The sequence below is a fragment of the uncultured Litoreibacter sp. genome (assembly GCF_947487515.1).
In the GTDB taxonomy this organism is placed as follows: domain Bacteria; phylum Pseudomonadota; class Alphaproteobacteria; order Rhodobacterales; family Rhodobacteraceae; genus Litoreibacter.
In genome coordinates this window covers 1,040,305-1,066,176 of record NZ_CANKWO010000001.1, presented here as the reverse complement: position 1 = coordinate 1,066,176, position 25,872 = coordinate 1,040,305, and the positions used below count along the sequence as shown (strand labels likewise).

Annotated in this window: 24 protein-coding genes; 17 read left to right on the top strand and 7 right to left on the bottom strand. The window is 56.8% G+C overall.

Translation table 11 applies throughout. The features are described 5' to 3' along the window. Nucleotides 1-37 precede the first annotated feature (37 nt). Nucleotides 38-2,104 (bottom strand): VWA domain-containing protein, encoded by a 2,067-nt coding sequence (locus tag Q0746_RS05240; protein WP_298257881.1) that lies wholly within the window; start codon nt 2,102-2,104, stop codon nt 38-40. Continuing rightward, nucleotides 2,105-2,641, bottom strand: coding sequence for an RNA polymerase sigma factor (locus tag Q0746_RS05235; protein ID WP_298258075.1), 537 nt, complete (start codon nt 2,639-2,641; stop codon nt 2,105-2,107). A gap of 59 nt (nt 2,642-2,700) precedes the next feature. On the opposite strand from Q0746_RS05235, the gene Q0746_RS05230 reads away from it, so the two are divergent. The 11 genes from Q0746_RS05230 to Q0746_RS05180 all read left to right on the top strand — a co-directional run bounded on the left by Q0746_RS05230 (nt 2,701) and on the right by Q0746_RS05180 (nt 13,980). Further along, nucleotides 2,701-3,498: an alpha/beta hydrolase gene (locus Q0746_RS05230; RefSeq protein ID WP_298257879.1), complete on the top strand. Its 798-nt coding sequence runs from the start codon at nt 2,701-2,703 to the stop codon at nt 3,496-3,498. Between the two features lie 69 nt (nt 3,499-3,567). Beyond that, entirely contained in the window at nt 3,568-5,769 is a 2,202-nt protein-coding gene (locus tag Q0746_RS05225) for an esterase-like activity of phytase family protein (protein ID WP_298257877.1), read from the top strand. 155 nt (nt 5,770-5,924) lie between these two features. Beyond that, a complete protein-coding gene (locus tag Q0746_RS05220) occupies nt 5,925-7,001 on the top strand; it encodes a hypothetical protein (RefSeq protein ID WP_298257875.1) in 1,077 nt (358 codons plus the stop codon). Nucleotides 7,002-7,199: 198 nt separating this feature from the next. After that, entirely contained in the window at nt 7,200-7,475 is a 276-nt protein-coding gene (locus tag Q0746_RS05215) for a hypothetical protein (RefSeq protein WP_298257873.1), read from the top strand. Beyond that, nucleotides 7,465-8,598: a hypothetical protein gene (locus tag Q0746_RS05210; RefSeq protein WP_298257871.1), complete on the top strand. Its 1,134-nt coding sequence runs from the start codon at nt 7,465-7,467 to the stop codon at nt 8,596-8,598. Before Q0746_RS05215 ends, Q0746_RS05210 begins: the two co-directional genes overlap by 11 nt. Nucleotides 8,599-8,635: 37 nt before the next feature. Then, nucleotides 8,636-10,567, top strand: a complete 1,932-nt coding sequence (locus Q0746_RS05205; RefSeq protein ID WP_298257869.1) for an ATP-binding protein — start codon at nt 8,636-8,638, stop codon at nt 10,565-10,567. A 16-nt stretch (nt 10,568-10,583) separates the two neighbouring features. After that, the gene (locus Q0746_RS05200; RefSeq protein WP_298257867.1) at nt 10,584-10,895 is read left to right on the top strand and encodes a hypothetical protein; all 312 of its coding nucleotides are present in this window, start codon (nt 10,584-10,586) and stop codon (nt 10,893-10,895) included. Between the two features lie 3 nt (nt 10,896-10,898). Continuing rightward, nucleotides 10,899-12,257 (top strand): DUF6638 family protein, encoded by a 1,359-nt coding sequence (locus Q0746_RS05195; RefSeq protein ID WP_298257865.1) that lies wholly within the window; start codon nt 10,899-10,901, stop codon nt 12,255-12,257. Beyond that, on the top strand, nt 12,254-12,523 hold the full coding sequence (locus Q0746_RS05190; protein WP_363322735.1) for a hypothetical protein: 270 nt from the start codon (nt 12,254-12,256) through the stop codon (nt 12,521-12,523). The genes Q0746_RS05195 and Q0746_RS05190 overlap by 4 nt, the downstream gene beginning before the upstream one ends. 15 nt (nt 12,524-12,538) lie before the next feature. Continuing rightward, on the top strand, nt 12,539-13,192 hold the full coding sequence (locus Q0746_RS05185; protein ID WP_298258071.1) for a DUF1523 family protein: 654 nt from the start codon (nt 12,539-12,541) through the stop codon (nt 13,190-13,192). 107 nt (nt 13,193-13,299) lie between these two features. Continuing rightward, nucleotides 13,300-13,980 (top strand): MIP family channel protein, encoded by a 681-nt coding sequence (locus Q0746_RS05180; RefSeq protein ID WP_298257863.1) that lies wholly within the window; start codon nt 13,300-13,302, stop codon nt 13,978-13,980. A 60-nt stretch (nt 13,981-14,040) separates the two neighbouring features. Here Q0746_RS05180 and Q0746_RS05175 read toward each other — a convergent pair whose 3' ends face one another. Together Q0746_RS05175 and deoC are read right to left on the bottom strand one after the other, a co-directional pair. Next, nucleotides 14,041-16,341, bottom strand: coding sequence for an aldehyde dehydrogenase family protein (locus Q0746_RS05175; protein WP_298257861.1), 2,301 nt, complete (start codon nt 16,339-16,341; stop codon nt 14,041-14,043). A gap of 4 nt (nt 16,342-16,345) precedes the next feature. Next, nucleotides 16,346-17,308 carry a deoxyribose-phosphate aldolase gene (deoC, locus tag Q0746_RS05170; protein WP_298258069.1) on the bottom strand — a complete coding sequence of 321 codons (963 nt, stop codon included), beginning with the start codon at nt 17,306-17,308 and terminating at the stop codon, nt 16,346-16,348. Between the two features lie 156 nt (nt 17,309-17,464). On the opposite strand from deoC, the gene rpe reads away from it, so the two are divergent. Next, nucleotides 17,465-18,142, top strand: coding sequence for a ribulose-phosphate 3-epimerase (rpe, locus tag Q0746_RS05165; RefSeq protein ID WP_298257859.1), 678 nt, complete (start codon nt 17,465-17,467; stop codon nt 18,140-18,142). Here the strand turns inward: rpe and Q0746_RS05160 are convergent. Continuing rightward, nucleotides 18,139-18,477 carry a hypothetical protein gene (locus Q0746_RS05160; protein ID WP_298257857.1) on the bottom strand — a complete coding sequence of 113 codons (339 nt, stop codon included), beginning with the start codon at nt 18,475-18,477 and terminating at the stop codon, nt 18,139-18,141. The genes rpe and Q0746_RS05160 overlap by 4 nt on opposite strands. 246 nt (nt 18,478-18,723) lie before the next feature. On the opposite strand from Q0746_RS05160, the gene Q0746_RS05155 reads away from it, so the two are divergent. The 3 genes from Q0746_RS05155 (at nt 18,724) to Q0746_RS05145 (ending at nt 21,396) form a co-directional block, all read left to right on the top strand. Next, on the top strand, nt 18,724-19,650 hold the full coding sequence (locus Q0746_RS05155; protein ID WP_298257855.1) for an ABC transporter ATP-binding protein: 927 nt from the start codon (nt 18,724-18,726) through the stop codon (nt 19,648-19,650). Beyond that, nucleotides 19,647-20,408, top strand: coding sequence for an ABC transporter permease (locus Q0746_RS05150; RefSeq protein WP_298257853.1), 762 nt, complete (start codon nt 19,647-19,649; stop codon nt 20,406-20,408). The genes Q0746_RS05155 and Q0746_RS05150 overlap by 4 nt, the downstream gene beginning before the upstream one ends. Nucleotides 20,409-20,715: 307 nt before the next feature. Further along, on the top strand, nt 20,716-21,396 hold the full coding sequence (locus Q0746_RS05145; RefSeq protein WP_298257851.1) for a hypothetical protein: 681 nt from the start codon (nt 20,716-20,718) through the stop codon (nt 21,394-21,396). A 12-nt stretch (nt 21,397-21,408) separates the two neighbouring features. Here Q0746_RS05145 and truA read toward each other — a convergent pair whose 3' ends face one another. After that, nucleotides 21,409-22,209: a tRNA pseudouridine(38-40) synthase TruA gene (gene truA, locus Q0746_RS05140; RefSeq protein WP_298257849.1), complete on the bottom strand. Its 801-nt coding sequence runs from the start codon at nt 22,207-22,209 to the stop codon at nt 21,409-21,411. Nucleotides 22,210-22,303: 94 nt separating this feature from the next. On the opposite strand from truA, the gene Q0746_RS05135 reads away from it, so the two are divergent. Both Q0746_RS05135 and Q0746_RS05130 read left to right on the top strand, forming a co-directional pair. Then, nucleotides 22,304-23,707: a YcjX family protein gene (locus Q0746_RS05135; protein WP_298257847.1), complete on the top strand. Its 1,404-nt coding sequence runs from the start codon at nt 22,304-22,306 to the stop codon at nt 23,705-23,707. After that, the gene (locus tag Q0746_RS05130; RefSeq protein ID WP_298257845.1) at nt 23,704-24,687 is read left to right on the top strand and encodes a TIGR01620 family protein; all 984 of its coding nucleotides are present in this window, start codon (nt 23,704-23,706) and stop codon (nt 24,685-24,687) included. The genes Q0746_RS05135 and Q0746_RS05130 overlap by 4 nt, the downstream gene beginning before the upstream one ends. On the opposite strand, the gene Q0746_RS05125 is transcribed toward Q0746_RS05130, so the two are convergent. Continuing rightward, nucleotides 24,684-25,865 carry an NAD(P)/FAD-dependent oxidoreductase gene (locus Q0746_RS05125; protein ID WP_298257843.1) on the bottom strand — a complete coding sequence of 394 codons (1,182 nt, stop codon included), beginning with the start codon at nt 25,863-25,865 and terminating at the stop codon, nt 24,684-24,686. The two genes, Q0746_RS05130 and Q0746_RS05125, sit on opposite strands and share 4 nt — an antisense overlap. Nucleotides 25,866-25,872: the final 7 nt, after the last annotated feature.

Below are 25,872 nucleotides of genomic sequence, written 5' to 3'. Positions count from 1 at the left end.
GCCGGATAGGCCTCGGGGCTTTTTGCATTTCATGGGCTTAGTTGCGCGACAAGCTTTGCGCGAGGCGCATCAATTGCACGGCCTCGGCACGGTGACCGAATTCGTCGCTGCCCTTGTTGGCATTGGCTAGCGCGATGGCTTCATCATACCCCCAATCGCCCAAGGCGGTGTTGCCACGCAGCAATTGCCCGAAACCCGCGATGGCCGCCCCGAAGGCTGCCTCTTGGCTTGCCTCGGTTGTGCTCACTGGCACGACTTCTTCCAGCAGCTTGCTGTCATCGGCACCGGGCTCCTTGTAGCGCAACCGCAGGAAGGCGAGGTCAGAGGTGTTTCCACCCTCCACAGACGCCCCAAAGCGAAGAGGATCGGTCAGCACCGCTTCAGAGCCAACCGGCGTGACCTCATATAGCGCTGTCACTGTGTGGCCTGCGCCGATCTCGCCCGCATCGACCTTATCGTTGTTGAAGTCTTCGCGTTTCAACGCGCGGGTCTCATAGCCGATAAGGCGGTACTCAGCGACGGTGGCGGGGTTGAACTCCACCTGAATTTTGACGTCTTGGGCGATGGTGAACATCGCGCCTGACAGTTGGTCCACCAGCATTTTCTGTGCCTCGGCCAATGTGTCGATATAGGCGGCTTGGCCGTTGCCGTTCTGCGCAAGGGTTTGCATTAACGCGTCGTTTACATTGCCACGCCCGAAGCCAAAGACCGACAGATAGGTGCCGGTTTTGCGCTTCTCTTCCACAAAGCTTTTCAACGCGCCGTTGGATTGCATGCCGACGTTGAAGTCGCCATCTGTAGCAAGCAAAACGCGCGACACCTCGCCGTCGCGCGACATCTGATCCGCCAAGGCATAGGCCGCGCGCAGCCCTTCGCCCCCTGCGGTGGAGCCACCGGCCGACAAGCGGCGTAAGGCGTCCTCGATCTTGTCGCGCTCCGACGCTTTGGTGGGTTCTAACACTGTCCCAGCGGAGCCTGCATAGGTCACGATCGCCACTTCATCCTCTGGGCGCAATTGGCCCAACATCAGGCGGAAGCTTTGCACCAGCAGCGGCAACTTGTTGGCGTCTTGCATGGAGCCGGAGGTGTCCAGCAAGAACACAAGGTTCAAGGGCGGGCGCTCCACCACCTGCGCCCCTTGGATGGCGATATGCATCAATTGCGTGTCGGGGTTCCACGGGGTCTCGCTGACGGTCACGGCCTGTTGGAACGGCGCGTCGCCATCTGGGGGCGCGTAGGCGTAGGGGAAGTAATTCACCATCTCCTCAACCCGAACGGATTTCGGATCAGGCATCCGCCCGCGCGTGAGGCTGGAACGCACCCAAGAGTAGCTGGCGGTGTCCACGTCAATCGAGAAGGTCGAGACAGGGTCTTCGGTTGTGACCTTCAAGGGGTTCGGCGACGCGTCTGGGAATTGGTCGTGCGATTTTGCCACTTGAGGTTGCGGAAGCTGGTCGCGAAATTGCGAGGATGGGTGTGGTGAGCCACCACGGAAAGTGTTCCCAGCTGATCCGTTGACGTTGGGAGTGCGACGTTTCTGAGCTGGTTCAGAAACGGCCCTTTGGCCTGTTGTTGCCGCAGCAGCAGGGATTTCTAGCTGAGTATCATCGACCTGTTGCCCAAAGCTCTGTTCAAGTTCAGCGGCTTCCTCAATGTTGTAGTTCAGGGTGGGCTGATCGGCAGGGTCGTCTGTGGAGAAGTCATCGACCAAGTTTGCAGCGGACTCCGGTTCGGGTACCTCAATGCCTTTGGGCGCAGGTTTAGCGCGCGTAACCGGATTTGCGGTGGTTTCGGTTTTCACGGTTGTTGCGGGGTTCATAAGTGGTGTCGTCAACACAACGCCCACACCAACAACCACGATTGACGTGGTTGCCATCATTAATGGTTTCAATTTCACTCTCGAAAACATCTGTCCAAGTCCTTTCAGAAGGCCCACTTGCTGCGGGCTAATATCTGTAGGACGCACGGCATTGGCCGATCCTTGGAGGTTTTTGAAATTTTCTTCAGCCACACGCAACGCGGCCTCCTTGGAGGTCTCATCAGGCGCGGGCGTCTCGCGCAAGGCGGCGCGCAGTTTGTCTAGGTCGTCGTCAAATTCGGGCATCTACTTGGCCTCCTTTTCGGCCATCTCGCGCAGGTGGCGTTTCACCTCGGACATGCGCCACGCGATTGTGCCTTCTGATAGCCCCATGACTTCGGCGGTTTGGGCTTGGGTCAGGTCCTCGCCCAAAGTCAGGGCCACAGTCTCGCGCAATTCGGGCGCCAAGGCACGCATCGCGTTGGTGAGCCAGTCTTGCGCCTCCGCCGCTTCTGCGGCTTCTGCGGCGCGGCGGGTGTAGTCTTGCCCCCAACCTTCACGCGCGCGGCTGCGGCGTTGGGCTTTGCGGGCGCGATCCGTCGCGGCATTGAGGGTCACACGGTACAGCCATGTGGTAAACTTGGCATCCGCGCGGAAGGCCCGCAGCTTGGCAGGCAAGGCGGCCAATATATCGTGGGTCAGGTCTTCGGCATCGGCCCTATGCCCCGTTAACCGCCAAGAGAGGCGGAACAAACGGTCATAGTGCCGCCGGACCAAAAGGCTGAATGCCTCACTGTCCCCGTCACTGGCGGCTTGCGCCAAGGCCTCGTCGCTGGTTTTCATACGCATAGTGATGGTAGGACGCACGGGCGGCGTCAATCCTTGGAAAAAAGTTGAGAAAAATGTCGAAAACCCAGCAAGAGCTTGATTTGGAATATGAAAATGGCAGCTTTATCCCGAATGCACAGGCATATGCAGATGGGTGGGAAGCTGCGTCTGCCAAGTTTCGGGCAACGCATGACGGCGAATATGACGTAGGCTACGGAGTTAATCCAAGGGCCAAATATGACCTGATCAGACCGGAAGGCTTGATCAAGGGCCTGTATGTCTTTGTGCATGGAGGGTACTGGGTGCAACGCCATAAGGACGATTGGACCTGTTTCGGGCTGGGGGCTTACCGGTTAGGCTGGGCCATCGGGCATATCGGCTATCCACTGGCTCCCGAGGTGCGGATCAGCGAGATCACCTCTCATATTGCCCAAGCGATCACGGATTTGGCGGAGCGGGTTGAGGGGCCAATTGTATTGGTTGGGCATTCAGCGGGCGGGCATCTTGTGGCGCGCATGGCGATGGCCTCTGTACTACCCTCGCAGGTTGCCAAACGGGTTTCGCATGTTGTCCCGATCTCACCGGTGTCAGACTTGCGCCCACTGCTCAGCCTGTCAATGAACGATAGCTTGCGACTGGATGAGGCCGAGGCGATCACCGAAAGCCCTGCCTTGGGCAAGCCGCTCGATGTGCCGGTGACAGTTGTGGTCGGATCGCAAGAACGCCCCGTGTTTTTGGATCAGGCGAGGTGGTTGGCAAAAGCTTGGGACGCGCCGCAAGTTATCTTGCCAGGACGGCACCACTTTGACGTGATTGAGGGCCTGAAAAGCCCCCAAGACCCACTTGTGAAACGCGTGTTGTCATATAACTGAAATGAAACCGTCACATAGGCGTGACTGGCCTCGGTGAAAACCTTTGGGATTTTGTAACTGAGAGACGCTATGACCTATCTATCGAAAACCTTTGGTTCTGGACTTGCCTTTGCAGTGGCCTGCGCCGCACCGGCGCTGGCTGAGAAGAACTTCAACCGCATTGCCTCTTTTCCTGTGGCGCAAAACATGGCGCAGGGCGAAGACCGTTCTCGTGACACCAGCGCGGAGATCATTGCGGCGACGGCCGATGGCATGACGCTGGTCTATACCGACAGCCCATTGGGCGTTTTGGGCCGGATTGACATCACCGATCCAGCGCAGCCAAAACCGCTGGGCAACATTGCCTTGCAGGGGGAGCCAACCTCGGTTGCGATCATAGGCAACTTGGCGATTGTGGGGGTTAACACGTCGCAGAGCTATGTCGCTCCTTCGGGCTACCTTGCGGCGATTGACCTCAAGGATGGATCCGAAGTTGCGCGGTGTGACTTGGGCGGGCAGCCTGACAGCGTGGCAGTGGCAAAAGACGGTAGTTTTGTCTCTATCGCAATTGAAAACGAGCGCGACGAAGATGCTGGCGACGGGCGGACGGGACAACTCCCTGCGGGTTTTCTTGCGATGCTTGACTTGTCCGAGGATGGCGGGTTGCGCTGCGACACGTTGAAGGCCGTGCAGTTGACGGGGCTGGCAGAGGTGTCGCCGGAAGATCCGGAGCCGGAATTTGTATCCATCAACGCCTTGGGCGAAACCGTCGTAACTTTACAAGAAAACAACCACCTTGTCGTCGTGTCACGTCAGGGGGAGGTCATCAATCACTTCTCGGCGGGATCGGTCGATTTGACTGGCATTGATGCAACCGACGAGCGGGGCGCGCTGATTTTCAACGAAACCCAACTTGACCGTGTCCGCGAGCCGGATGCAGTAACTTGGATTGATGATGACAGATTTGCCATCGCCAATGAAGGCGACATGGACGGAGGGTCACGCGGTTGGAGCATCTTCACCAAATCTGGGGATGTGGTTTACGACAGTGGTGCCAGCTTTGAGCACGCGGTCGTTCAAATCGGCCACTACCCCGACAAGCGCTCCGACAGCAAGGGTGTGGAGCCCGAAAGCGTGACCTTCGGCACCTATGAGGGCACTCCGATGGTATTCGTCGGGGCGGAACGTGCCTCGGTCGTTGGTGTGTATGATGTGACCAATCCTGCCGCGCCCGAGTTGACGCAATTGCTGCCCTCAGGTGTTGGGCCAGAGGGCTTTGTTACCATTCCTGAGCGTGGTTTGTTGATTTCGGCCAATGAAAAAGACCTGGTTGAAGATAAAGGCGCGCGGTCCCATGTGATGATCTACCAATTCGAAGATCAGGCGCCAGCCTATCCGCAGTTGACGTCGGACGGCATGAGCGAGGTGACCGGTTGGGGTGCGATTTCGGGCATGGTGGCTGATGAGGACGGCATGATCTATGCGGTCAATGACAGCTTTTACGGGTTCCAGCCCTCGATTTTCAAGATTGATCCCAGCCAAAGCCCTGCCAAAATCGTCGATGTAATCCGCGTTACGCGCCAGAACGGAGAGGTCGCCCAAAAACTTGACCTTGAAGGGATCACATTGGACGGGAAAGGCGGGTTCTATCTGGCATCTGAAGGGCGCACTGACCGTGTGATCCCGCATGCGATCTACCATGTGAACGCCAAGGGCGTGATCAAGGACCGCAAAGGTGAAATCGGCTTGCCCCCTGAACTGGCCTCGGTTGAAAAACGCTTCGGGTTCGAGGGCGTGACTAAGGTTGGCGACACCCTATGGATGGCCGTTCAGCGGGAATGGAAAGACGATCCCAAGAACCTCACCAAGCTGGTATCCTACAACCTTGAAACCAAGGAATGGGGGGCGGTTCACTACCCCAAGACCGAGCCAGCGAAGGGCTGGGTTGGCCTGTCAGAAATCACCGCTCATGGCGATTACGTCTACATTATCGAGCGTGACAATCAGATCGGCGCAGAGGCGGTGACCAAGAAAATCTACAGCGTAGCCCTTTCAGAGATGGTTCCGGCCCCTTTGGGTCACGAACTGCCGGTGGTGATAAAAGAAGAGGTTCGCGATCTGATACCTGATCTGACCTCTACCGGTGGATATGTTCTCGATAAGGTCGAAGGGCTGGCCATATTGAAGGACGGCACGGCTTGGGTCAGCACTGACAATGACGGTGTTGATGACCACTCCGGTGAGACGATGTTCTTCAGTTTCGGGCAGGTGGAGACTAGCGCCGCCGAGTGAACCTCGCGTGGTTTTAACAATCGGGCGGCTCTTGAATGCAAGGGCCGTCCTTTTTTTGTGGCAGGCGGGGTTTGCACATGGCAAACTCTTTAAAACGCCCGCGGGGGCACCTATGTAAAAGATAATAACATTTAAGAGACGAAGAGGGATTACCGATGGCCGATTTTGATGCGCAGGTTCGCGAAAGCCAAAGCCAAGTGGCAGAAGCACAATCGAAAATTGCAGAAATGACGAGCAAGATTGAAAGCGCGCGCGCCAAACTCAATTCGGACACTGCGTTGGATTTGGACATCGAAAACGCCTCTCTTGAAGACGTCCACGCGCATACAGCTGCGATGGACGCGAATATCGCGGAACTCATCATGGGCTTGGACGATGTGACGTCTGGTTTTTCGGAAGACTTCTCTGCGATGCGCGAGAAAACCGGCTGGGAAAGCTTCGTCGGAATGTTCTCCAAAGGCAAATCGGAAAGCCTGCGCCAAGAGCGTATGCGCACCGCGTCGATTGACGACAAGTTGCAGGACCTGATCGGCAAGTCCGACACCATCGTTGCCTTGTTGCAAGGTCAGCTGACTATGCTGAATGAGCAAAAGGAAAAGGTTGAAGGCAACCTGACCGTCACGCTGGACGACCGCGAATTTACTGTGGGTGAACTGGAAACCCTACGTGCCGAGATCGTGGCGATGGACCCGAAAATCATCGAGCTGGAGAACAAAATCTCGGTTGAACAAGACGCCGCCGCACGCACCAAGCTGGAGACCGAGCTGGCTGGCCTGAACTCCGAGTACAACGAAAAGGTGCAGGCCGAGCAAGTGAAGCTTGCCAAGTCCCAAACCTTGGAGCGCTACATCGAGCAGGGCAAAACTTGGATCGACAGCTTGCAGAACCAAGCGGCGACGCAAATGGTGCTGATCAACAAGCTGGAAACCGACACCAAGCAGCGCGTGGTCCTGTATGATGCGCTGACCAAATCCTTGAAGACCGCGCAACAGCAAGACGTGGCCCATAAGATCAACGAAATCGGCGTGAAAACCGACCAAGAGGCGCAATCCGCCATGGCCGGTATCGGTGCGGCGACGAACGCCCGCATGACCGAGATGATGGAAGCCCATGAGGATCAAATGGTCTTCGCCCGCAAGGTGCTGGAGCAAAAAGCGAAAGCCGATGAGCGCTTCGCCCGTCGCTTCGAGAAGATCGTCGAGAAGCACGATAAGAACCTGTACGGGGCTTAAGGGCTTGAGTAATAAGCTCGCTTTGTTTCTCTTAGGGGCAGCGTTTGTTGGGACTGCGCTCACTAACATGGCATGGCGCAATGACTGGGATGTCTTGTCCTTTTTGGTTTACCGAGCCGAAGTTTTGGCCTCTTTGGCAGTGCTTTTTGTTGTCCTTTTTGAGTTTGGAAGTATTTTCGTCGACTTTGGTAAGGCCGCATGGCGGCGGTTTCTGGGGTCGAAGTGAAACGCTTCCTGCTCCACTTGGTCAAACCGTTTTGGATGGTCATTGAAATCTTGATTGTTCTTAGTTTTGGGCAGGCCAGAAAGTGGTGGGCTTGGGCGATAGTCAGTGCACTGGTATTAGGGTTTTGGCATTGGCAAGGCCTACTGGTCGGAGAGAAGGCAGATCTGTTGCCGGTGATGATATTTGTAGGCTTCACAGCAGGAGCTTGTGCAATGCGTAAACGATGGGAAAAACGTGGTGACGACTGAAGACCTAAACCTCACCCAAGACCACTCCGGTCTGACGGACGACCTCGCGGCGCGGCGCTACTTTGCCAAGTTCGAGCGGATCACCGGCCATCTGGCCCGTGTGGCCGCCGAGATGGAGGTGGAGCGGACGTTCTCCAAAACCGATGTCGGGATCATATCCGAGTATGTGACCCGCATCGCGCGCACCTTCCGTGCGTTGAGCCATAAGTATTTGCTGACGGGGCGCGACACGGGCGTGTTCTTTGGATCGCTGTCGATTGATCGCCTTGAAAGCGGTTTTCCGGTGTTTGCCGAGCTGATGAAAATGGCCAATGACGCGCAACAGGCGGACAAGCATCTGGCGGGCATGCGCTCGGTTGACGAGTTGAAAGACGAGATGGTGCGCCAGATCGTGGGTGATTTGACCGTGCCGACCAAGCTGCAATACGCCATGACCCAACGGCTGTATTACCAACAGCTACAAACCAGCGAATTGTTCTGGGCGACCAATGATCCGCAAGCGCTATGGACCGGCAACAAAAAGGACCGCCGGACCTATATGCTGCATTGGGCGGTCTATGATAGCCAGCAAAACGTGCCGACGATCTACCTGATGGATGTCGAGGACACAGGCGATGTGGCGCTGCCAAAAGACGCGCGGCGTTGGCCCGAGGCACAGGCGCATCTGACGGCGCAAGGCTCGGCTGGGTTGAAGCTGCTGACCATTGCCCAAGGGTTTGACCGCGACTTTGACGACCTACACCCCAAGCGGTTGCGCCGCATTCATGTGGGGCCGATGTATTCCTCGGCCTTCACGCAGCAATCAGGTCCGATCCGTGAGGTGTTGGAAGAAGCGCAAGGCGCCGTCGGTGACGATTGGACTTTGGCGTGGACTGTTGAGGACCTGCACTCCGAGCGCACAGAGCTGGAGAAAAAGGGCTGGTTTGGCTCGGTGGAACGCGAGATTTTCAAGCTCGACCCATTCGCAGGGCGGGGCGCTGAAACCGGCACGACAAGTATTGAACGCGCGGTCATTTTGCCTCAACGCCCCTTTCAGGTTCTGGCAGAAAAGAACCCTGCGGGTTTCAAGGACGTGCGCAAATTTGTGGTCAGCCCTGCTGGTCGCGTGGTGAGTTACCGATAAATACCGAATATATTAAAGACAAAGATGAGGGTTTGACGTGAGCCAATCAGCCGATTTTATGGAGATGTCCGAAGACGACATCCGCAAGCATTACGACGCAGCCGTGGCGATGTTGGAAGGCGTGGACCATACGCCGCGCATCGCAACCGCGAAGGAGGCCCCAAAGGCCGAAAAATCCGCCGGTCTGGGCACGCGTCGCCGGTTCCGCTCCACCACACCGGGATTGGTGACCCGCTCTACGGCGCGTCCCGAAGGCGTGCGCCTGATTGAGAGGGTCGAGGGCGTCGGCGATGACGCACTGCCCTCAGCTGTGCAGGCCAGCGTGCTGCACGGCATTCGCCGCGCCATCGCCATCGGTTTGGCCGCGGGCGAGGCGTTCTCGGAAGCCACTGGATTGGCCGAGTTGAAAAAGGACAATCTTGCTGGCCGCGTGGCCGAGGCCCGCCGCGCCGAGTTCGGCGAATTGCTGGCTGCCGAAGCTTTGGCGACATTGTTCACCTTCGCCAATGCGACGTCCTACCTATTGGCGTCCCACGCAACCGAAGCCACCGTCGAGATCGGCGCGGTTGAGGAAGTCCTGACCGACAACGCGCAACTGGCCTTGCACGGCGCACTTTGGGAGTTGGACCAAGACCTGACTGTGTTTGCGGATGACGACGCAAAGCTGGTCGCCACGGTTCTGGCCTATGCAGAACAGTTGATGGAGAAATCCAGCCTGCGCGCCCAAAACACCCCGCGTTTGGAGGCGTTCAACACGACCTCCTACCGCGTGGAGGCGGACGATCTGACGATTAACGGCTTCACGCCAGCCTCCGCGGCCAAGGGCAGCAAGCTGACGATGAGCTTCAAAAAACCGAATGAGGTCGTCGGGAACCACATCGCCAAATACCAATCGATGAAATTGGCCAAGATGGTGATGGCCTACGACTTTGAGCGCAAGTTGAACCCGTTTGCGGAACTGGGGGGCTTTATCTTTACCTTCATGGGGGATGGCGCACCGGGCACGGGTAAAACCACCTTGATCCAGATGATGGCGGGCTTGATGTCGGGCTATTGCGAGACAGCAGGCTATCCGTTCCGCTATCAGAACCTCAGCACCGACAACATCGACAGCTATCAGGGCAAGTCAGGCCAAAACGCCAAGGCCTTCATCAACAATGTGATCGACCCCAATGTGATCGGCTTTGGCACCATTGACGATATCGACCAACTCGCTGGTAAACGCGGGGATCGCCAATCGAGCGCGGGTCAGCTGGAGATCACAGCCGTTTTGATGGAGAGTTTCGCAGGGGCGAATACCGTGGTGCGGGGCAATTGCACCTTCGGGATGTTCTCGAACTACCCTGAAAACGTGGATGACGCGTTGCGCCAACGGGCTGGTGCGCGCTTCCTTGTGGATGGGCCGCAAACGCGCGACGACTATGTGGATATCCTCAATTTGCTGATGGGGAAGAACCACGACATTCCTTTGGGCGATTTTGAACCCTTCGCGGCGCAAGAAATCAAAAAGGCCGTGGCTGCCTCCTTTGACGGTCACGCGAAGCCGCATGAAGAAGGCCTGCTGCGCGTCTATGAAAAGGTGTCCAAGGATGTGGGCGACTTGGATACGATTGCGAAGATGGGCACCTACCTGAAGGCAATCCAAGAGGCTGACCACCGCTTTACGGGACGTGCGATCAAGAACATTACCGACGCGGTGAAGGTGCGAGCGATGGACTTTGAGCTGCCGGACGAATGGATGGAAGAACCCGATTTGTTCTTGTTCAAATCGTACGATGAAAAGAAGGGCATGATCGAAGAGCTTCGTCAGCCGATCACCACCGAGATGGTGATCCAAGAGATCAACCGCTACGCAGATTCCGAATTCCGCTATGCCGATAAATCTGACGAGGTGGCCATCGCCAACATGGTCCGTGAGTTTGGGCTAAATGAGGAAGCGAAGAAGCGGTATCTGGAGCTGCGCGGGTGATTGGCATGGTATCTGCATGATCTGGCTTGCGGTCGCGACTTGGGGGCTTCCGGTGTTGCTTGCGGGGGCGGCGGGATATTGGCATGGCCGTCGTCCCGCGCAGACCTTGCGTGAATTCGCGACGGATGTGGGCTATATGCTTATGATGGTCTCTCCGGTTGTTTTCATATTTCACATCATTTGGCTAAGGGCCGTTATGGTGGCTGAAGGCGGCGTTCAGGGGTTAGGGTATTGGTCGATGTATTGGACGGCTCTGACGGCGGTGATTTGGCTGCCGTTTATGGTGGTTTGCTACATTTTGCGGTCCAAGCGAGGCGAGGAGAGCTAAGCCATGATGCGATTGATTGAAAAAGGCCTGATGTATGGCAACCTGTTCCATGTGAGCGGGCAATCCATGGCGGACCGCTACAACCGTGCGTTGAAGCATTTGACCGGCAAGGAGACCAGCCTGACGGATTTTCACGTCGATATTTCTGGCTATGCGCCAGAGGTGGGCGATGAGTTGGGTGACCATCTTTACTTGAACCCGCAAGGGTGTAACCGGCAGTTTATTTTGCTGTCGACGGAGCAGAAAACCGCCCCATTGCTCGAGGCAAAATTCTCTACGGCGCGCGGCATTCTGCGCCAGTTCATTGAAGGCAATGAGGCACAGCTTTTTGCCCTGACCGCGCGGGATGCTGTGGCGGGGGAGCTGGTCAATTCGGTCTATAGCGTCACCGAGCCTTCACATTTGTTCGACATTCGCAAAATTCGGATCGAGGCGGATACAACGTCGGGTATCGTCTCGGACGCCAGCAAACTGGACGAAATGATCACCGAGTTTCGCACCCGCGATGACGCATGGTGGGATGATGTTCTGATCGCCGACATGATCACGCTGGCGCATAAAACCGGCGATGTGACACGATTGCCCATCAAGTTGGGCCACACCGACTATGAGCAAGGGAACTTCTGGACGGCGCATTTCGGCGGGCTCTATGCCTTCCGCGATGTTGAAAAACCTGCGGTGATAACGTCCTTGGATGACGATTTGGGCAATCTGCCCATCGGCAAAGGACGTGCGCCGATAAAGCTGTCGGACCGCACTAAGATTGCAAAATTCCTTGAAGACAACGATCTGGTGGAACCCATTGTCAAGGCGCGTGGAGTGGATGCGGTCGCGATCTTGCGTCAGAAAATGGATTTTATCATCGTGGATGTGGCCGCGACTATGGACGCAGATCTAAGCGATTTTCGCCGTCAGGATCTTCGGGGATTGGCGCGACGCTATGTAGAAATTTTGCCACCAGAGTTTCATACGCTTGCGAAACTGCTGCGCTGGGCCGAAGGGGGCGGGGCGTGGCCTCGGATTTCATCCAATGATCCGGCTTATTTCTATACTTTGCGGGCCAAACCCCATGCGGACCGTGATCTCGTGAACATGCTGCTGTCCGAGCTTTCAATGCTGGACGTGCGTCAGTTGTTCATCTGCCACAAGGAATTGTTCTACTCGCGCTACAAGACGTGGCCCGATCAGAAAAAGGCCTTCGTAGCTGATTTCCTGTCTCGGGAGTATCAGGTCGATAAGGCAGGTGCGCGCGAGGCCTTGTTTGGCAGCGGTGACGCGCCTATGGAAGAGGCGCCTGCGCCCGAACCTCGCACTGTCGTTGCGAAAGTAGGGCCTTGGGGCGCAGTAAGGAGACAACGATGATATTTGCAGTTTTACGCCTGTCAGTGATCGCATTCATCGTAATGCTGGTCGTCTATTTTGTCTTATCTGCGTGGTCACGTTCGGTGCGCCGCAGCAAGCTGGGTGCCGAATGGGACGAAGAAGGGCGCAGTGGCGACCGCGATGCCTTTATCGAACAAGGGTTGGCGGAATATGATGGATCTTTGCGCCGCAAACTCATTCTTGGTGTCTTCGTGGTGCCTTATCTCGTGATCGGTGTTCTGGTCTACGTGGTTAACTTTCAATAAGGAACCTTTGCTATGTTGCGTTGGGTCAAATACGCCGTTGTCATTCTCTTTTGGTTGTTGGTTATCGCCGTCTTCCACTACACCCTGCCGCAGCGGGATGTTGTTCGGGTGGTCGGCACTTTCGAGCAGCGCATTGACTACGGTGAAAATGCTTGGTTCTGGGCGTCGGGCGATTCCGGCAGCGACACCACCGAGACCAACCGCGATGTTCTGTTTGTGCAAACGATCCAGAAAAATGGCAAACCAATGGTGTACCGCAATGAGGACACCGGCTGGGGCTGGCCGCCCTATTTCAAGTTCGACACCAAGAACCTGCAAACCGAAGCTGCTGACCAGATTTCCACCAAGGAAAACCCGCAGTGGGTGATCCTGACCCATTATGGCTGGCGCAACGAGTTCTACAGCATCTTCCCCAACGCAGTGGGGATCAAGGCCACGGATGATCCGGACGCCCGCCTGATCCCATGGCTGAACATCATCATCTTGGTCATCCTTGCAGGGCTTTGCCTTGGGTTGTTCCGAATGACGCAATGGTTCAAAAGATCCAAGATTGACCCGATAACCGAAAGCGTCGGCGAAACGTGGGATGCCGTCGATGACTACACCGAAGAGCGACGCAGCGGATTTCGGGCGTGGCTGGATACGTGGAAAGGTAAACCGCGCAAATAGGCGCGGGGAACCTAGGCTGATTTCTCCCACTTTGGAAAAGGCCCTTTAGGTCGTACCCCTAGGACAGAGCGCGGCGGAGCTTGCGCAATTGAATAGGGGAGTTATCCATGAATAAATATGTAGCAGAAGCATTTGGGACGTTTGTCCTTGTCTTCTTCGGGGTAGGGGCCGCGGTACTGGCGGGGGGCGACATCGGCTTCACCGGTATCAGTTTCGCCTTTGGTATTTCGGTTATCGCAATGGCCTATTCGATTGGTCAGATTTCCGGTGCGCATCTTAACCCTGCGGTTTCGATGGGGGCATTGGTTGCCGGGCGCATCGATATGAAGGACTTCATCGGCTATTGTGTGTCCCAAACCATTGGGGCGATCATTGCGGCCGGTGCGATTTATGTGATCGCAACAGGGAAAACCGCAGGCTACGATGTTGCCGCAAACGGCCTAGGTCAAAATGGCTGGGGCCCAGACTACATTGGTGGCTTTGGCATGACCGCGGCCTTCGTATTTGAGGTGATTGCAACAGCTGTCTTCTTGGTCGTGATCCTCGGTGTCACGGCAGAGACCGGAAACTCGGCGATGGCAGGTCTTGTGATTGGTCTGACATTGGTGATGATCCACCTGATCGGCATTCCTGTCACAGGGACGTCCGTTAACCCTGCTCGGTCTATCGGACCTGCATTGTTCGCGGGCCCTACCGCATTGTCTCAACTTTGGCTGTTCATCGTCGCACCGCTTCTGGGTGGCGCATTGGGCGGTTTCCTTCACAAAGCGCGCATAACCTCGCCATAAGTTTAGTGCCGTAGAAAGCTTTTGCGCCCCGACATGAAAGTGTCGGGGCGTTTTTTGTGGTTATTCGCCGTAAGGGACCCAGATGTTTTTCACCTCTGTGGCGGCCTCTAGCATGGCTTTGGGCGCCAATGGTGCAGGGGCGATCAACGTGCGTTTGATGTTGAGGGCTGCACCGGTTTCAATGGCCGTTGCATGGCTTGCGTCGGCGAAACTCCAGACGGCATCCACATCCATATGCGCGCCCATATGGGACGCCAACGCGCTGTGGTCTCCGGTCAGCAGGTTGATCACGCCGGCGGGCAGATCAGAGGTTTCCATCACCTGAATAAAATCAGTTGCTGCCAAGGGGAACGGCTCGGAGGCCGCAGCGATCACGCGGTTGCCCATTGCGATGGCGGGCGCCACGACTTCGATTAAACCAGCCAAGGGGCGCGGGTCGCACAGGGCGGCAATTACGCCGACAGGTTCCTTCATTGCCAAGGCGACACCTCTGATCGGCACGCCGTGGACTTGGCCATCGAATTTGTCGGCCCAAGCTGCGTAGGTAAACAGCGTCTCTATCGCGGCTTCTACCTCGTCTTTGCCCTGCTTTCCTGTCATCGCCTTGATACGGTCTGCAAATTCGCCAGCCCGCGCAGAGAGGTTCTCAGCAAGGTAATACAAGATTTGCGCGCGCAGGTGTCCGGTGGTGGAGCCCCATCCTTTGGCCTTATGCGCCGCCTCGACCGCGTTGCGTAGGTCTTTGCGGTTGGCCAATGAGACTTCGCCCAATGCATCGCCTTTCGGCCCGTAGACACCCCGCGAATACCCGCCATCTGGGCGGGTTTGCTTACCACCGATGTAGAGCTTCGCGGTCCGGTCAATGGGGTCTGACAATCCGCCCTTGCCGGTGAAGGCGGTGACGGGTTTAGCGGGTTTCGGCGCGTCTTTGGCTTTGGTGTAGCTCGACAGGCCTTCCCAGCCCCCTTCGCGGCCATGCCCGCTTTCGCGCACACCACCAAAGCCCGCGGCAGCGTCCATCAGGTTGGTGGCGTTCACCCAAACGATGCCCGCAACCAGTTTCGGCGCGATCTCAAGTGCCAGATTGACGTTCTCGGTCCAAACTGTCGCGGCGAGCCCGTAGCGAGTGTCATTGGCCATGGCCACGACCTCGGCTGGGGTGCGGAATGTGGTAGAGACCAACACAGGCCCGAAAATCTCTTCCTGCATCAGCCTAGAGGATGTCGTGAGCCCTGTGATCAGGGTCGGGGGGTAGAAGCAGCCCTCTGGAGCGGTGGTCTGATAGGTGTCACCTTCTGTATTCGCGGCAACCATTTCCGCGATTGTCGCGCGTTGAACGGGGTCCACGATGGCCCCCACGTCGATGCATTTATCCAGCGGGTCGCCAATACGCAGCCCGCCCATGCGCGACTTGAGCTTGCGGTAAAATGTATCCGCGATACCCTCTTGCACCAACAACCGCGATCCTGCGCAACACACCTGTCCTTGATTGAACCAGATGGCGTCAACCAATCCTTCAACGGCGCTGTCGATGTCCGCGTCATCAAAGACGATGTAGGGGGACTTTCCTCCCAACTCGAGGCTCAGCGCTTTTCCCGAACCCGCCGTTTTCTTGCGGATGATGCGCCCTACGTCGGTGGAGCCGGTGAACGCCAGTTTGTCGACATCCGCGGCGGTGATCATTTCACCAACCGCCCCATCGCCGGTCACGATGTTGACGACCCCCTTCGGCAAGCCGATCTGGGTGCATATCTCGGCAAACAGCAAGGCGGTCAGGGAGGTGTATTCCGCAGGTTTCAACACCACCGTGTTGCCCATGGCCAAGGCAGGGGCGATTTTCCATGCCAACATCAACAACGGGAAATTCCACGGGATGATTTGCCCACAGACGCCCAAAGCCTTGCGGTCGGGCAGCTCGCTTTCCATCAGTTGGGCAAAGCCCGCGTGGTGGTAGAAATGGCGCTGTGCCAAAGGGATGTCGATGTCGCGGCTTTCGCGGATGGGTTTTCCGTTGTCGAGGGTTTCCAGCACCGCAAACAAACGTGCGTGTTTTTGCAGCGCACGCGCTAAGGCATAGAGGTATTTTGCACGGGTGTGGCCGGACTTGGCCCATGCCTTTTGGGCCTTTCTTGCGGCCTCAACAGCTGCATCCACATCGCTTTGGCGCGCTTGCGACAAACCTGCCAGTACCTCGCCGGTAGCGGGGTTCTTTGAGGTGAAATCCTGTGTAGGCGTGGTGAATTCCCCGCCAATGAAATGCCCGAACTGGCGGTTCTTGGCGTCCAGCCAAGCTTGCGCGTCGTTGGCGCTTTCGGGGGCGGGGCCATAGTCCATGGTCTCTAGAATGTCTTTTACGGTCATGTGATTAGCCCATTGGATGTCTGTAAGAGGCGGAGTAGGCGCCGGTGATGTGATGCTCGAGCTGGCGTTCGATGTCGTTCAAAAGTGACGAGGCTCCAAAGCGAAACAGATCAGGTTGTAGCCAACGGTGGCCCAACTCGTCCTTCATCAACGCCAGATAGGTGATCGCGTCCTTGGCTTTGGAGATCCCGCCTGCGGGTTTGTAGCCCACATGGTAGCCCGTGGCATCAAAGTAGTCGCGAATGGCTCGGATCATCACAAGGCTCACGGGCAGGGTTGCATTGACGCTTTCTTTGCCGGTGGAGGTCTTGATGAAATCCGCGCCGGCCATCATGCAAATCAGCGAGGCCCGCGCGACATTGCGCAAGGACCCCAATTCTCCAGTCGCCAGAATCGCCTTCACATGGGCATCCCCGCAAGCCGCGCGGAAGGCTTTCATCTCGTCATAGAGGGCCTGCCAGTTTTGGGTCAGCACATGGCGACGTGAAATGACGATGTCGATCTCGCGCGCACCTGCTTTGACGCTTTCCTCGATTTCGGCCACCCGCAGGTGAAACGGCGACAAGCCCGCGGGAAAGCCTGTGGAGACGGCGGCCACAGGAATGCCCGATCCTTCCAACGCGCTGACCGCAGTTTCGATCATGTCATGGTAGACACAGATCGCGCCAGTTTGGATACCGCTCAGCCCAAGCGCGTCTTGAAGGTCAGCGCGAATAGGTTGGCGGGCTTTGGCGCACAACCGCTGCACGCGGCCTTTGGTGTCATCGCCGGATAATGTTGTCAGGTCGATGCAAGTCACGGCCTTCACCAGCCATGCAGCTTGGTAGTCCTTCTTCACGCTTCGGCGCCCAGAAAGGGTCGCAGCGCGACGTTCGATCGCAGAGGTGTTCGCCTGCACCCGCGCAACCCAGTCAAGGTCTAGCGCCATGCCGGGGTTTCTGGGTAAATGCACTTGCGGCAGCTGCATATTGGTCTGTGTTAAGGTGCTCACGTCACGCGTCCTTCGGGTAGAGAAGCGAGGAACCTGACACGAGCGCGCCAGCGTTGCAAGGCATCGCATGCCTTCCCTTGCAAGAACCTGCGGGTTAGGGAGGGGGCAGAAAACGTATCAGGGGATTCTGCCATGACCATCGACCGTTCCGTAAAGATTGCACCGTCTATTCTGGCTGCCGATTTCGCCAACTTTGGTGCCGAGATCGACGCGGTGGAGGCGCAGGGCGCTGACTGGATCCACGTCGATGTGATGGATGGGCATTTTGTCCCGAACATTAGCTTTGGCCCAACCACCTGTGCTGCGATCCGCCCGCATATCAAAACGGTGATGGATGTGCATTTGATGATCGCGCCCGTTGATCTCTACATTGAGGAGTTCGCCAAGGCAGGGGCCGATTTTATCACCGCACATGTCGAGGCGGGGCCACATTGCCATCGCACCATGCAGGCGATCCGCGGCGCAGGTGCGAAAGCGGGGGTTGCCTTGAACCCCGGGACACCTGCCTCTGCGGTAGCACATTTGCTTGATGTGGTTGATTTGGTTTGCGTTATGACGGTGAACCCTGGGTTTGGCGGTCAAAGCTTTATCCCGCTGGAGAGTAAAGTGGCCGAGCTGCGTGCGATGATTGGTGATCGTCCGATCCATCTTGAGATTGACGGTGGCGTCACCCCTGCCACTGCGCCAGGGTTGGTGAAGGCCGGTGCCGATGTGCTGGTGGCAGGGTCCGCGGTCTTTAAGGGGGGATCGGTCAGCACGCCTGAACCTTATGGCGACAACATCCGCGCAATTCGGGCGTCTTACGCCTAGAGGGTCAAAAAATACGGATCGCTTTCCTGCCAATAGGACAGCAAATCCCGACCTGTTGGCGCAAAGTTGCTGCGTTGCTGAAGGGCAAAAAGATCACTGGCTAAAAGGGCGGCGATGCGGAAGGTTTGCTGAACTTCGGTTCGCGGCTCGCTCGGGACTTCGAAGACCCGTTCAAAGGCGTGGGCAGCGCTGACGAGGACAAAAACGATTTGCGCCCCCGTGACATCCGGCCATTGGGTGGCCATATCTCTGACCACCGCGCGGTACCCGTTCGGCGTGTCGGAAATACGCGCGATCACGAAGTCGATCATGGTATCGATTTGTTGCAGGCTCACTCGCTACTCGTCCCAATTGTTAAGAAGCACATAACATATTTCCGCGGAATAAACATTTGGCAGCAATGTGTTATGATTTCCTTGCCCCTCCCCGAGGCGAATGCCGTTAACTTATTCAAAAATTTATGAAAATCAATGTGATTGGCGAAATTGCACAATGACCTTCGTCTCATGCACAGAAAACTGGGTTTTCCTTAGTGCCGGAGATGCCTAAAAGGTTTCTATAAATTTATGTCTGGGGAACGTATGTCTGCGATTGTATCTGTGAAAGACGTTACGAAAACCTATGATGGGGGATTTACGGCTTTAAAGGGCGTCTCTCTCGATATTGAACAAGGTGAGATACTGGCCTTGCTTGGGCCGAATGGCGCCGGAAAAACCACTCTGATTTCAGTGATTTGTGGGATGGTGAATGCCACATCTGGAACAGTCGAAGTTGGCGGCTACGACATCGTGGAGAAGTTTCGGGGCGCGCGCAGCTTGATTGGCCTAGTGCCGCAGGAGCTGTCCTTGGAGCCATTCGAGACGGTCCTGAACTCAGTGAAATTTTCGCGCGGGTTATTCGGGAAGCCGCGCGACGACGATTACATTGAACGCACGCTGCGCCAATTGTCCTTGTGGGACAAAAAGGATGCGCGCGTGAAGGAATTGTCTGGGGGCATGAAGCGGCGGGTGTTGATTGCGAAAGCACTGAGCCACGAGCCGCGCGTGTTGTTTTTGGACGAGCCCTCGGCCGGTGTGGATGTCGAGCTGCGCAAAGACATGTGGGAGATCGTTCGTGGCCTGCGTGAAGACGGGGTGACGATCATTTTGACAACGCACTACATTGAGGAAGCCGAAGCCATTGCGGATCGGGTGGGCGTTATAAATGGCGGGGAAATCCTGTTGGTGAAGGATAAGGCTGAACTGATGTCCCAAATGGGTCAAAAACAGTTGACCATTGAGCTGCACCAGCCCGTCACACAGATGCCCGAAGCGCTTTCGGGGTACAATCTTTCCATCGGGAATGACGGCTATTGTCTGGAGTATTCCTATGACACGCGCGGCGATAGAACGGGGATTACATCGTTGTTAAGTGATTTGGCTGCGCAGGGGTTGATGCTGAAAGATGTGTCGACGTCGCAGTCGTCCTTGGAAGATATATTCGTTGGACTGGTGGAGGGCGCGGCATGAACCTGATCGCGATCAAGGCAATCTACGTGTATGAAATGACACGTTTTTTCCGCACTCTTTTGCAAAGCTTTATCTCTCCGGTGATCTCTACCTCCTTGTATTTCGTTGTTTTCGGAGGGGCGATCGGGTCTCGCATCGAAACCGTGGAGGGCATCAGTTATGGGGCCTTCATCGTTCCGGGTTTGATTATGTTGTCGGTGATGACCCAAAGCACTGCCAATGCAAGTTTCGGGATATATTTCCCCAAATTTATCGGCACAGTTTATGAACTTCTCTCGGCGCCTGTGTCCTATGTTGAGATCTTGATCGGATACGTGGGGGCCGCCGCAACCAAAGCGTTGCTGGTCGGGTTGATCATTCTGGGAACCGCCTTTCTGTTTGTAGATCTGCAAATCGCGCATCCAATTGCGATGATGGCCTTCTTGGTGATGACATGTTTCAGCTTTTCCTTGCTGGGGTTCATCATAGGAATATGGGCCAGAAGTTTTGAACAACTGCAATTGATCCCGCTGCTGGTGATCACCCCGCTCGTGTTCCTTGGCGGTTCGTTTTACTCGGTGTCTATGTTGCCACCGATTTGGCAGTCCATCACGATGTTCAATCCGGTCGTCTATCTGATATCTGGGTTCCGTTGGGCCTTTTTCGACAGCGCCGAGGTGTCCATCGGGCTAAGCCTGTTTGCCATCGCGCTGTTTACAGGTGTTTGCATCGCGATCATCGGTTGGATTTTCAAAACTGGATATCGGCTGAAAAGCTAACTTCATGGGCGGGGGCGTTGGACAGGGGGCGTCTGACTGGGGTGCTGTTGGTCTTTTGGACGGGCGCTCAAGACTTTGGAACGGTCGAACGGGAGATTGGATGCCGTATCTTCTGGCCAAAAGTTGCCGTTCTTGGTGTTTGAAAGTGAAGCCGTTTGAAAGCGCTTGTTTTCGTGGTAGATGGAAGGTCGTCAATGGTGTGTCGTAAAGGTTTTGTTAATCAATTTGACGCAATATCTAGATATTGATGGATTGATACCTACTCCATTTGCGTGTGTTTACTCTTTCTTTTCAATCGAGGAACTCAATGTCCACGGCACTTTCCCTTGGCCCAGTATCTAACGATAGCCTCATTTTAATTTTGTCTCGTGAGGCATCAAGCCGCTTTCTTGTGCGTTCGGTGCAGATGGTGTCAGGGGACATGCGCAACAGTCATTGCTTCACCTCTGGGCGATCGATCCAAAGCGCCTTTGTGCCAGAGTTTGGGCGAAGCGTGTTGGCTTTGCTGGCGGCGGAGGACGCGGAACAGCAGATTTTTGAGAAACCTGATTTCTCGTTCTCTTTGCCGGGCATCGGCATAAGCGGGCTGCGCATTGATTTTCGACCCGAAGATTTGCCGGACGGGGCGCTTCGATTGCAATTTCGCCGTATCGTTGGTGATGTTACGCGCGTGCTTGATTACGAACGATCTGTCGAGGTGCCTTCTGCGACCGTACGAGAGCGGATCGCGGTTGAGGTTTTGCAAGACATCGTGTCGCCGATCTTCGATATGCTTTCTTTTGCGGCGGGGAGTTCGGACAAGATAGTGCATCAGCACAGTCGCTCCTTGCAGGCGCGGTTAAACCGTTTGACCGAGCAGCAAGAGGAAATTGAATTCTACACCGGCCTGTTGAAACGCTATGTATCTGGATGCAAAGAGGATGCCGCAGAAGGGGCGCGTAAGAAGGACGACGAAGAAAAATACGTGATGGGCACCAGTCGTAGTTGATGGCTCAAGGGGTTAGGCTGTCGCAGCTGTGCCCATTTGTGCAAGCCCCGTGAAGGGATCGTTTTCATACCCGACACCCGCAAGATACAAGCCGCTGGCAGGGCACACCGGACCACAGGCAGCACGGTCGCAGGCTTCTAGGGCGTGCTTCATCTGGATGGGCTCCCAAGAGCCGCAGCCAACTCTTTCTAATGACCCGACAAAGCTGCGCACTTGATTGTGCAGAAAGCTGCGCGCGCGAATGGAAAAGCGGTATTCCGTGCCATAAGGCACATTGATTTGCTCGATCTCCAAGGCGTCTAGCGTTTTCACCGGTGACAGTGCCTGACAGGTCGAGGACCGAAAGGTCGTGAAGTCATGCTTCCCGATCAGATATTGTGCGGCTTCCCGCATTAATTCAGCATCCAGTGGGTAATTCACCTGCCACACCAACCCCTTCTCGTGAGTTGCGGGCGCGCGCCGATGCAATAGTCGAAACCAGTAGCGCCGCTCTTTTGCATCAAAGCGGGCGTGCCAGTCGTCATGAACCTTGGCGACTTCGAGAATGGATATCGGGTGCGGCTTCAGGTGGTAGTTCAACGCCTCGTTCAGGCGAAACACCTCCCAGTTGCGGGTCATATCCGCATGCGCCACTTGGGCCAGTCCATGCACGCCGGTATCCGTCCGCCCTGCGGCTGCAATTTTTTCGAAATCGGGCTGCAGCTTGCGCAAGGCGTCCTCAATGGTCCCTTGCACCGTAGGTTGGCCGTCTTGACGTTGCCAGCCATTGAAGGGCTGACCGTTGTATTCGATTTTGAGCGCATATCTTGGCATGCCCGACAGGTAGCGTGGCGGGGAAGGGATGCCAAGGCCCTACACACGGAAGCACAGACCCCCTATGTATTGTGCAACAACCTGAGGGGCGGATTTGATACTATACGATATTGTCGACGGCATTGGCCGCACGGTTGAAGGTGCCACACAATCTGTGTCGGGCGTATTTGAGCCGTCGATCCGGCTTGGGGTGACGGGGTTAAGTCGTGCGGGCAAGACCGTCTTCATCACCTCGCTGATTGCCAATCTGATGGATCGCGCTCGTATGGGGCAGCTTCGGGCGGCGGCGGATGGCGGTATCCAAACTGCATATTTGCATCCCCAACCGGATGACACAGTTCCGCGGTTTGATTTTGAGGCGCATCTGGCAGCACTCACCGGTTCCGAGCCGCATTGGCCCACGTCAACGCGCTCAATTTCCGAGCTGCGCCTGTCGATGCGTGTGCAACCTACGGGGTTGATCGGCATGATGTCCGGACCGCGCACAGTGCATTTGGATATTGTGGACTACCCAGGGGAATGGCTGTTGGACCTGGGGCTAATGGACAAATCCTTTGCCGAGTGGTCGCAAGAGGCCTTGCGCCGTGCGGATACCCGCGATGTGGGGGCGGCTTTCGTATCTTTGGCGAAATCCACCGACGCCAGTGCAAAGCTGGATGAACCACAAGCAAAGCGCTTTGCCGAGGCCTATACCGCCTATTTGCAGGCGATCCGTGACGCAGGGTTCTCTGATTATACGCCGGGACGGTTCTTGTTGCCCGGAGATTTGGCGGGCTCTCCTGTTTTGACCTTTGCACCATTGCCTTTGGCGCAGAAGGCGCGACGCGGCTCGCTTTACCGCGAGTTCGAGCGGCGATTTGAGGCGTATAAATCCAAAGTGGTGAAGCCGTTTTTTCGCGACCATTTTTCGCGCATTGACCGTCAGGTTGTGCTGGTCGATGCATTGGGTGCAATTCATTCTGGCCCGCAGGCTGTGGACGACCTACGCACGGCAATGGCCGACATCTTGGGCGCGTTTCGTCCGGGGGCGAATGCGTGGTTGTCGAAAATGTTGTTTGGCAAGCGGGTCGAGAAAATCCTGTTCGCCGCGACCAAAGCCGACCATTTGCACCATTCTCAGCATCCGCAGCTGACGTCGATCATGGAGGCATTGCTACGGGAGGCCCGCGACCGCGCGGATTTCGCCGGAGCCCAAACTCAAGCCATGTCAATTGCCGCATTGCGCGCGACAACAGAGGATCACTTGCAAGGGCTGGATGTGGTGCGCGGGCGTTTGCAAGACACTGGCAAGCAAGCCGCATTTTACCCGGGTGATTTACCGACTGATCCGGCTAAGATCATTGGGGCGGCGCGAAACGGTGCTGATACTTGGCTGGACGCGGAGTACTCTGTGATGAATTTCGCCCCTGCCAAACTGAACTTAGCCCCAAATGAGGGGCCGCCTCATATTCGGCTGGACCGCGCGGCTGAGTTCCTGATCGGAGACCGCTTGAGATGACCAAACGCCCCGTATTGATCGAGTTAGACGAGGCGGCGGAGCTGACCCCTGCAACGGCTCCCGCAATTGCCGACGATGTGCCACAAGGCCATGCCATGCGGGCGGCGGCGGCATTCGCTGCGCGCAAACCGTCAAGATTGGCGCGACTTTTCTGGGGAGCCTTGCTGGCCCTTGTCGGCTTTGTCATCAGCGTTGCCACTTGGGATTTCGTCACTGCTTTGCTCCTGCGTAGCCCGATTTTGGGGGCTGTCGCGGTGGGGCTGACGGGGCTGTTTGTATTTGTTCTGTTGCTGATTGCGGGCAAGGAATGGTTGGCGATTGGACGTTTGAGGAAAATCGACGGGCTTCGAAAGGACGCTGATGGGGCCTTGGCCACGGGTGATTTGAAGGCTGCGCGCAGGACAACAGGTCAGCTGATGGCGCTTTATGCCAACCGCCCCGAGCTAGAGGCAGGGCGCGTTGCGCTGAAGGCCCGTGAAGCCGACGGCTTTGATGCAGACGGCATACTGGGGGCGGCGGAAACACATTTGCTTGCGCCATTGGACGCCATGGCGCGCGCTGAGGTGGAGGCCGCCGCGCGGCAAGTGGCAACAGTTACCGCGATTGTGCCGCTTGCCTTGGCGGATTTGGTCACCGCGCTGACCTCGAACCTGCGGATGATCCGGCGGATTGCTCAGATATATGGCGGGCGTTCTGGGACGCTGGGCAGCTGGCGTTTGACCAAGGCCGTGCTGACACATTTGGTGGCCACCGGAGCGGTCGCTGTGGGTGACGATTTGATCGGCTCCATTGCCGGTGGCGGTGTGCTGTCGAAGGTATCTCGACGGTTCGGCGAGGGGGTTATCAACGGGGCGTTGACGGCGCGCGTAGGGGTTGCGGCGATGGATGTGTGCCGCCCGCTGCCCTACAGCGCGCAGAAAAGTCCCACCGTTACAGGATTGCTGCGCCGCGCTTTGACGGGGTTGTTCCCAACCGGTTAGCCACGCGACGTCAGCGACGCCATCGGCGGAATCATATCCCCCCGAACCAAGCGCGTCAGAAGGCGTGGGATCGGTGGAAGCTGGCTGACCGGAAACAGAATACGATCGCGCAGCACTGGTAGAATGCGACTGTCGGACTGATACTGTGGCGTAAAGCTCCGCGACATCGCTTGGTAGATGCGCACATGCCACCGACGCGCCATTGCGTAGGCGGGCAAGGCCTGTTGTAGCGGGTGCTGCGCAATCGCTTTGGCCAAGGCCGAAGCATCCAGCATCGCCATATTCGCTCCTTGCCCCAGCTGCGGAGAGGCCTTGTGCGCAGCATCCCCGATAATGGCCAGCCGGTCGCCGTAAGGTTTGCGCAAAGTGCCGTGTGAATAGCGGGCCATAGTCATTTGATCGTGGCTGGTGATCTGCTCGAATATCGGGGCGGCTTGCGGCCAGAGCGACGCGACCTCTGCAAGCCAATCCGTCAGGGGCGCCGCGCGCCACGCGTCATATCCGTCGCGGGGCATGGACCAAAAAACGGCGGCTTGTTGTTCGTCCGACCCAGGTAAGCTGCCGGAGGGCATGATGCCGATCATTCGATCTGCGCGCCGGTAGACTTGGGTAAGTTGATTGCGTGGCAAGCCACATTCCTTCCACGGAACCGTGCCCCAAATCGCGCCGTAGGGCAGCGGGCTGGCGGTAATGGGAGACAAGGGGGAAGACACTCCGGAGCTGTCTATGACCAAATCAAACGGGCCACGGGGCGCGCAGTTTTCGAAGGTGAGTACCCCGTTCTCATAGGCCGTCACAGTGTGGGATGGCTGAATTTCAGCGCCAGCGGTAACGGCGGCCTTCATGATTACATCGAAAAGAGCCGCGCGATGAATGGCGAGGCCGTAGTTCGTGCCCTCAGGGTCATGATCATAGGTGACGTCCAACACGCGCCGCCCGTTGCTTGCATCATGTCCCAGCATTCGCAACACCGCGTTGCCCTTGGCGCGGGCAGCATTTCCTGCCCCAATTTCGTCCAAGACAGCTTGCCCCACTGGCTGAATGACAAGGCCTGATCCGACGGGACGTGGCTTGTCGAACTGGTCGAACACAGTGATGCGGTGCCCTTGTTTGGCCAAAAGGGCAGCGGCGGTCAGGCCGCCAATGCCGGCGCCCGCGATTGCGATGTTATATGTCATGAGGTGC

What these genes read in the sequence shown, in the direction of transcription:
- Q0746_RS05175 (WP_298257861.1), bottom strand. Translation starts at nt 16,341, where the DNA reads ATGACCGTAAAAGACATTCTAGAGACCATGGACTATGGCCCCGCCCCC.
- Q0746_RS05190 (WP_363322735.1), top strand. Translation starts at nt 12,254, where the DNA reads ATGATATTTGCAGTTTTACGCCTGTCAGTGATCGCATTCATCGTAATG.
- Q0746_RS05215 (WP_298257873.1), top strand. Translation starts at nt 7,200, where the DNA reads ATGGCGGCGGTTTCTGGGGTCGAAGTGAAACGCTTCCTGCTCCACTTG.
- Q0746_RS05240 (WP_298257881.1), bottom strand. Translation starts at nt 2,104, where the DNA reads ATGCCCGAATTTGACGACGACCTAGACAAACTGCGCGCCGCCTTGCGC.
- truA (WP_298257849.1), bottom strand. Translation starts at nt 22,209, where the DNA reads ATGCCAAGATATGCGCTCAAAATCGAATACAACGGTCAGCCCTTCAAT.
- Q0746_RS05125 (WP_298257843.1), bottom strand. Translation starts at nt 25,865, where the DNA reads ATGACATATAACATCGCAATCGCGGGCGCCGGCATTGGCGGCCTGACC.
- Q0746_RS05130 (WP_298257845.1), top strand. Translation starts at nt 23,704, where the DNA reads ATGACCAAACGCCCCGTATTGATCGAGTTAGACGAGGCGGCGGAGCTG.
- Q0746_RS05220 (WP_298257875.1), top strand. Translation starts at nt 5,925, where the DNA reads ATGGCCGATTTTGATGCGCAGGTTCGCGAAAGCCAAAGCCAAGTGGCA.
- rpe (WP_298257859.1), top strand. Translation starts at nt 17,465, where the DNA reads ATGACCATCGACCGTTCCGTAAAGATTGCACCGTCTATTCTGGCTGCC.
- Q0746_RS05230 (WP_298257879.1), top strand. Translation starts at nt 2,701, where the DNA reads ATGTCGAAAACCCAGCAAGAGCTTGATTTGGAATATGAAAATGGCAGC.
- Q0746_RS05155 (WP_298257855.1), top strand. Translation starts at nt 18,724, where the DNA reads ATGTCTGCGATTGTATCTGTGAAAGACGTTACGAAAACCTATGATGGG.
- Q0746_RS05195 (WP_298257865.1), top strand. Translation starts at nt 10,899, where the DNA reads ATGATGCGATTGATTGAAAAAGGCCTGATGTATGGCAACCTGTTCCAT.
- Q0746_RS05235 (WP_298258075.1), bottom strand. Translation starts at nt 2,641, where the DNA reads ATGAAAACCAGCGACGAGGCCTTGGCGCAAGCCGCCAGTGACGGGGAC.
- Q0746_RS05225 (WP_298257877.1), top strand. Translation starts at nt 3,568, where the DNA reads ATGACCTATCTATCGAAAACCTTTGGTTCTGGACTTGCCTTTGCAGTG.
- Q0746_RS05180 (WP_298257863.1), top strand. Translation starts at nt 13,300, where the DNA reads ATGAATAAATATGTAGCAGAAGCATTTGGGACGTTTGTCCTTGTCTTC.
- Q0746_RS05145 (WP_298257851.1), top strand. Translation starts at nt 20,716, where the DNA reads ATGTCCACGGCACTTTCCCTTGGCCCAGTATCTAACGATAGCCTCATT.
- deoC (WP_298258069.1), bottom strand. Translation starts at nt 17,308, where the DNA reads ATGCAGCTGCCGCAAGTGCATTTACCCAGAAACCCCGGCATGGCGCTA.
- Q0746_RS05150 (WP_298257853.1), top strand. Translation starts at nt 19,647, where the DNA reads ATGAACCTGATCGCGATCAAGGCAATCTACGTGTATGAAATGACACGT.
- Q0746_RS05200 (WP_298257867.1), top strand. Translation starts at nt 10,584, where the DNA reads ATGATCTGGCTTGCGGTCGCGACTTGGGGGCTTCCGGTGTTGCTTGCG.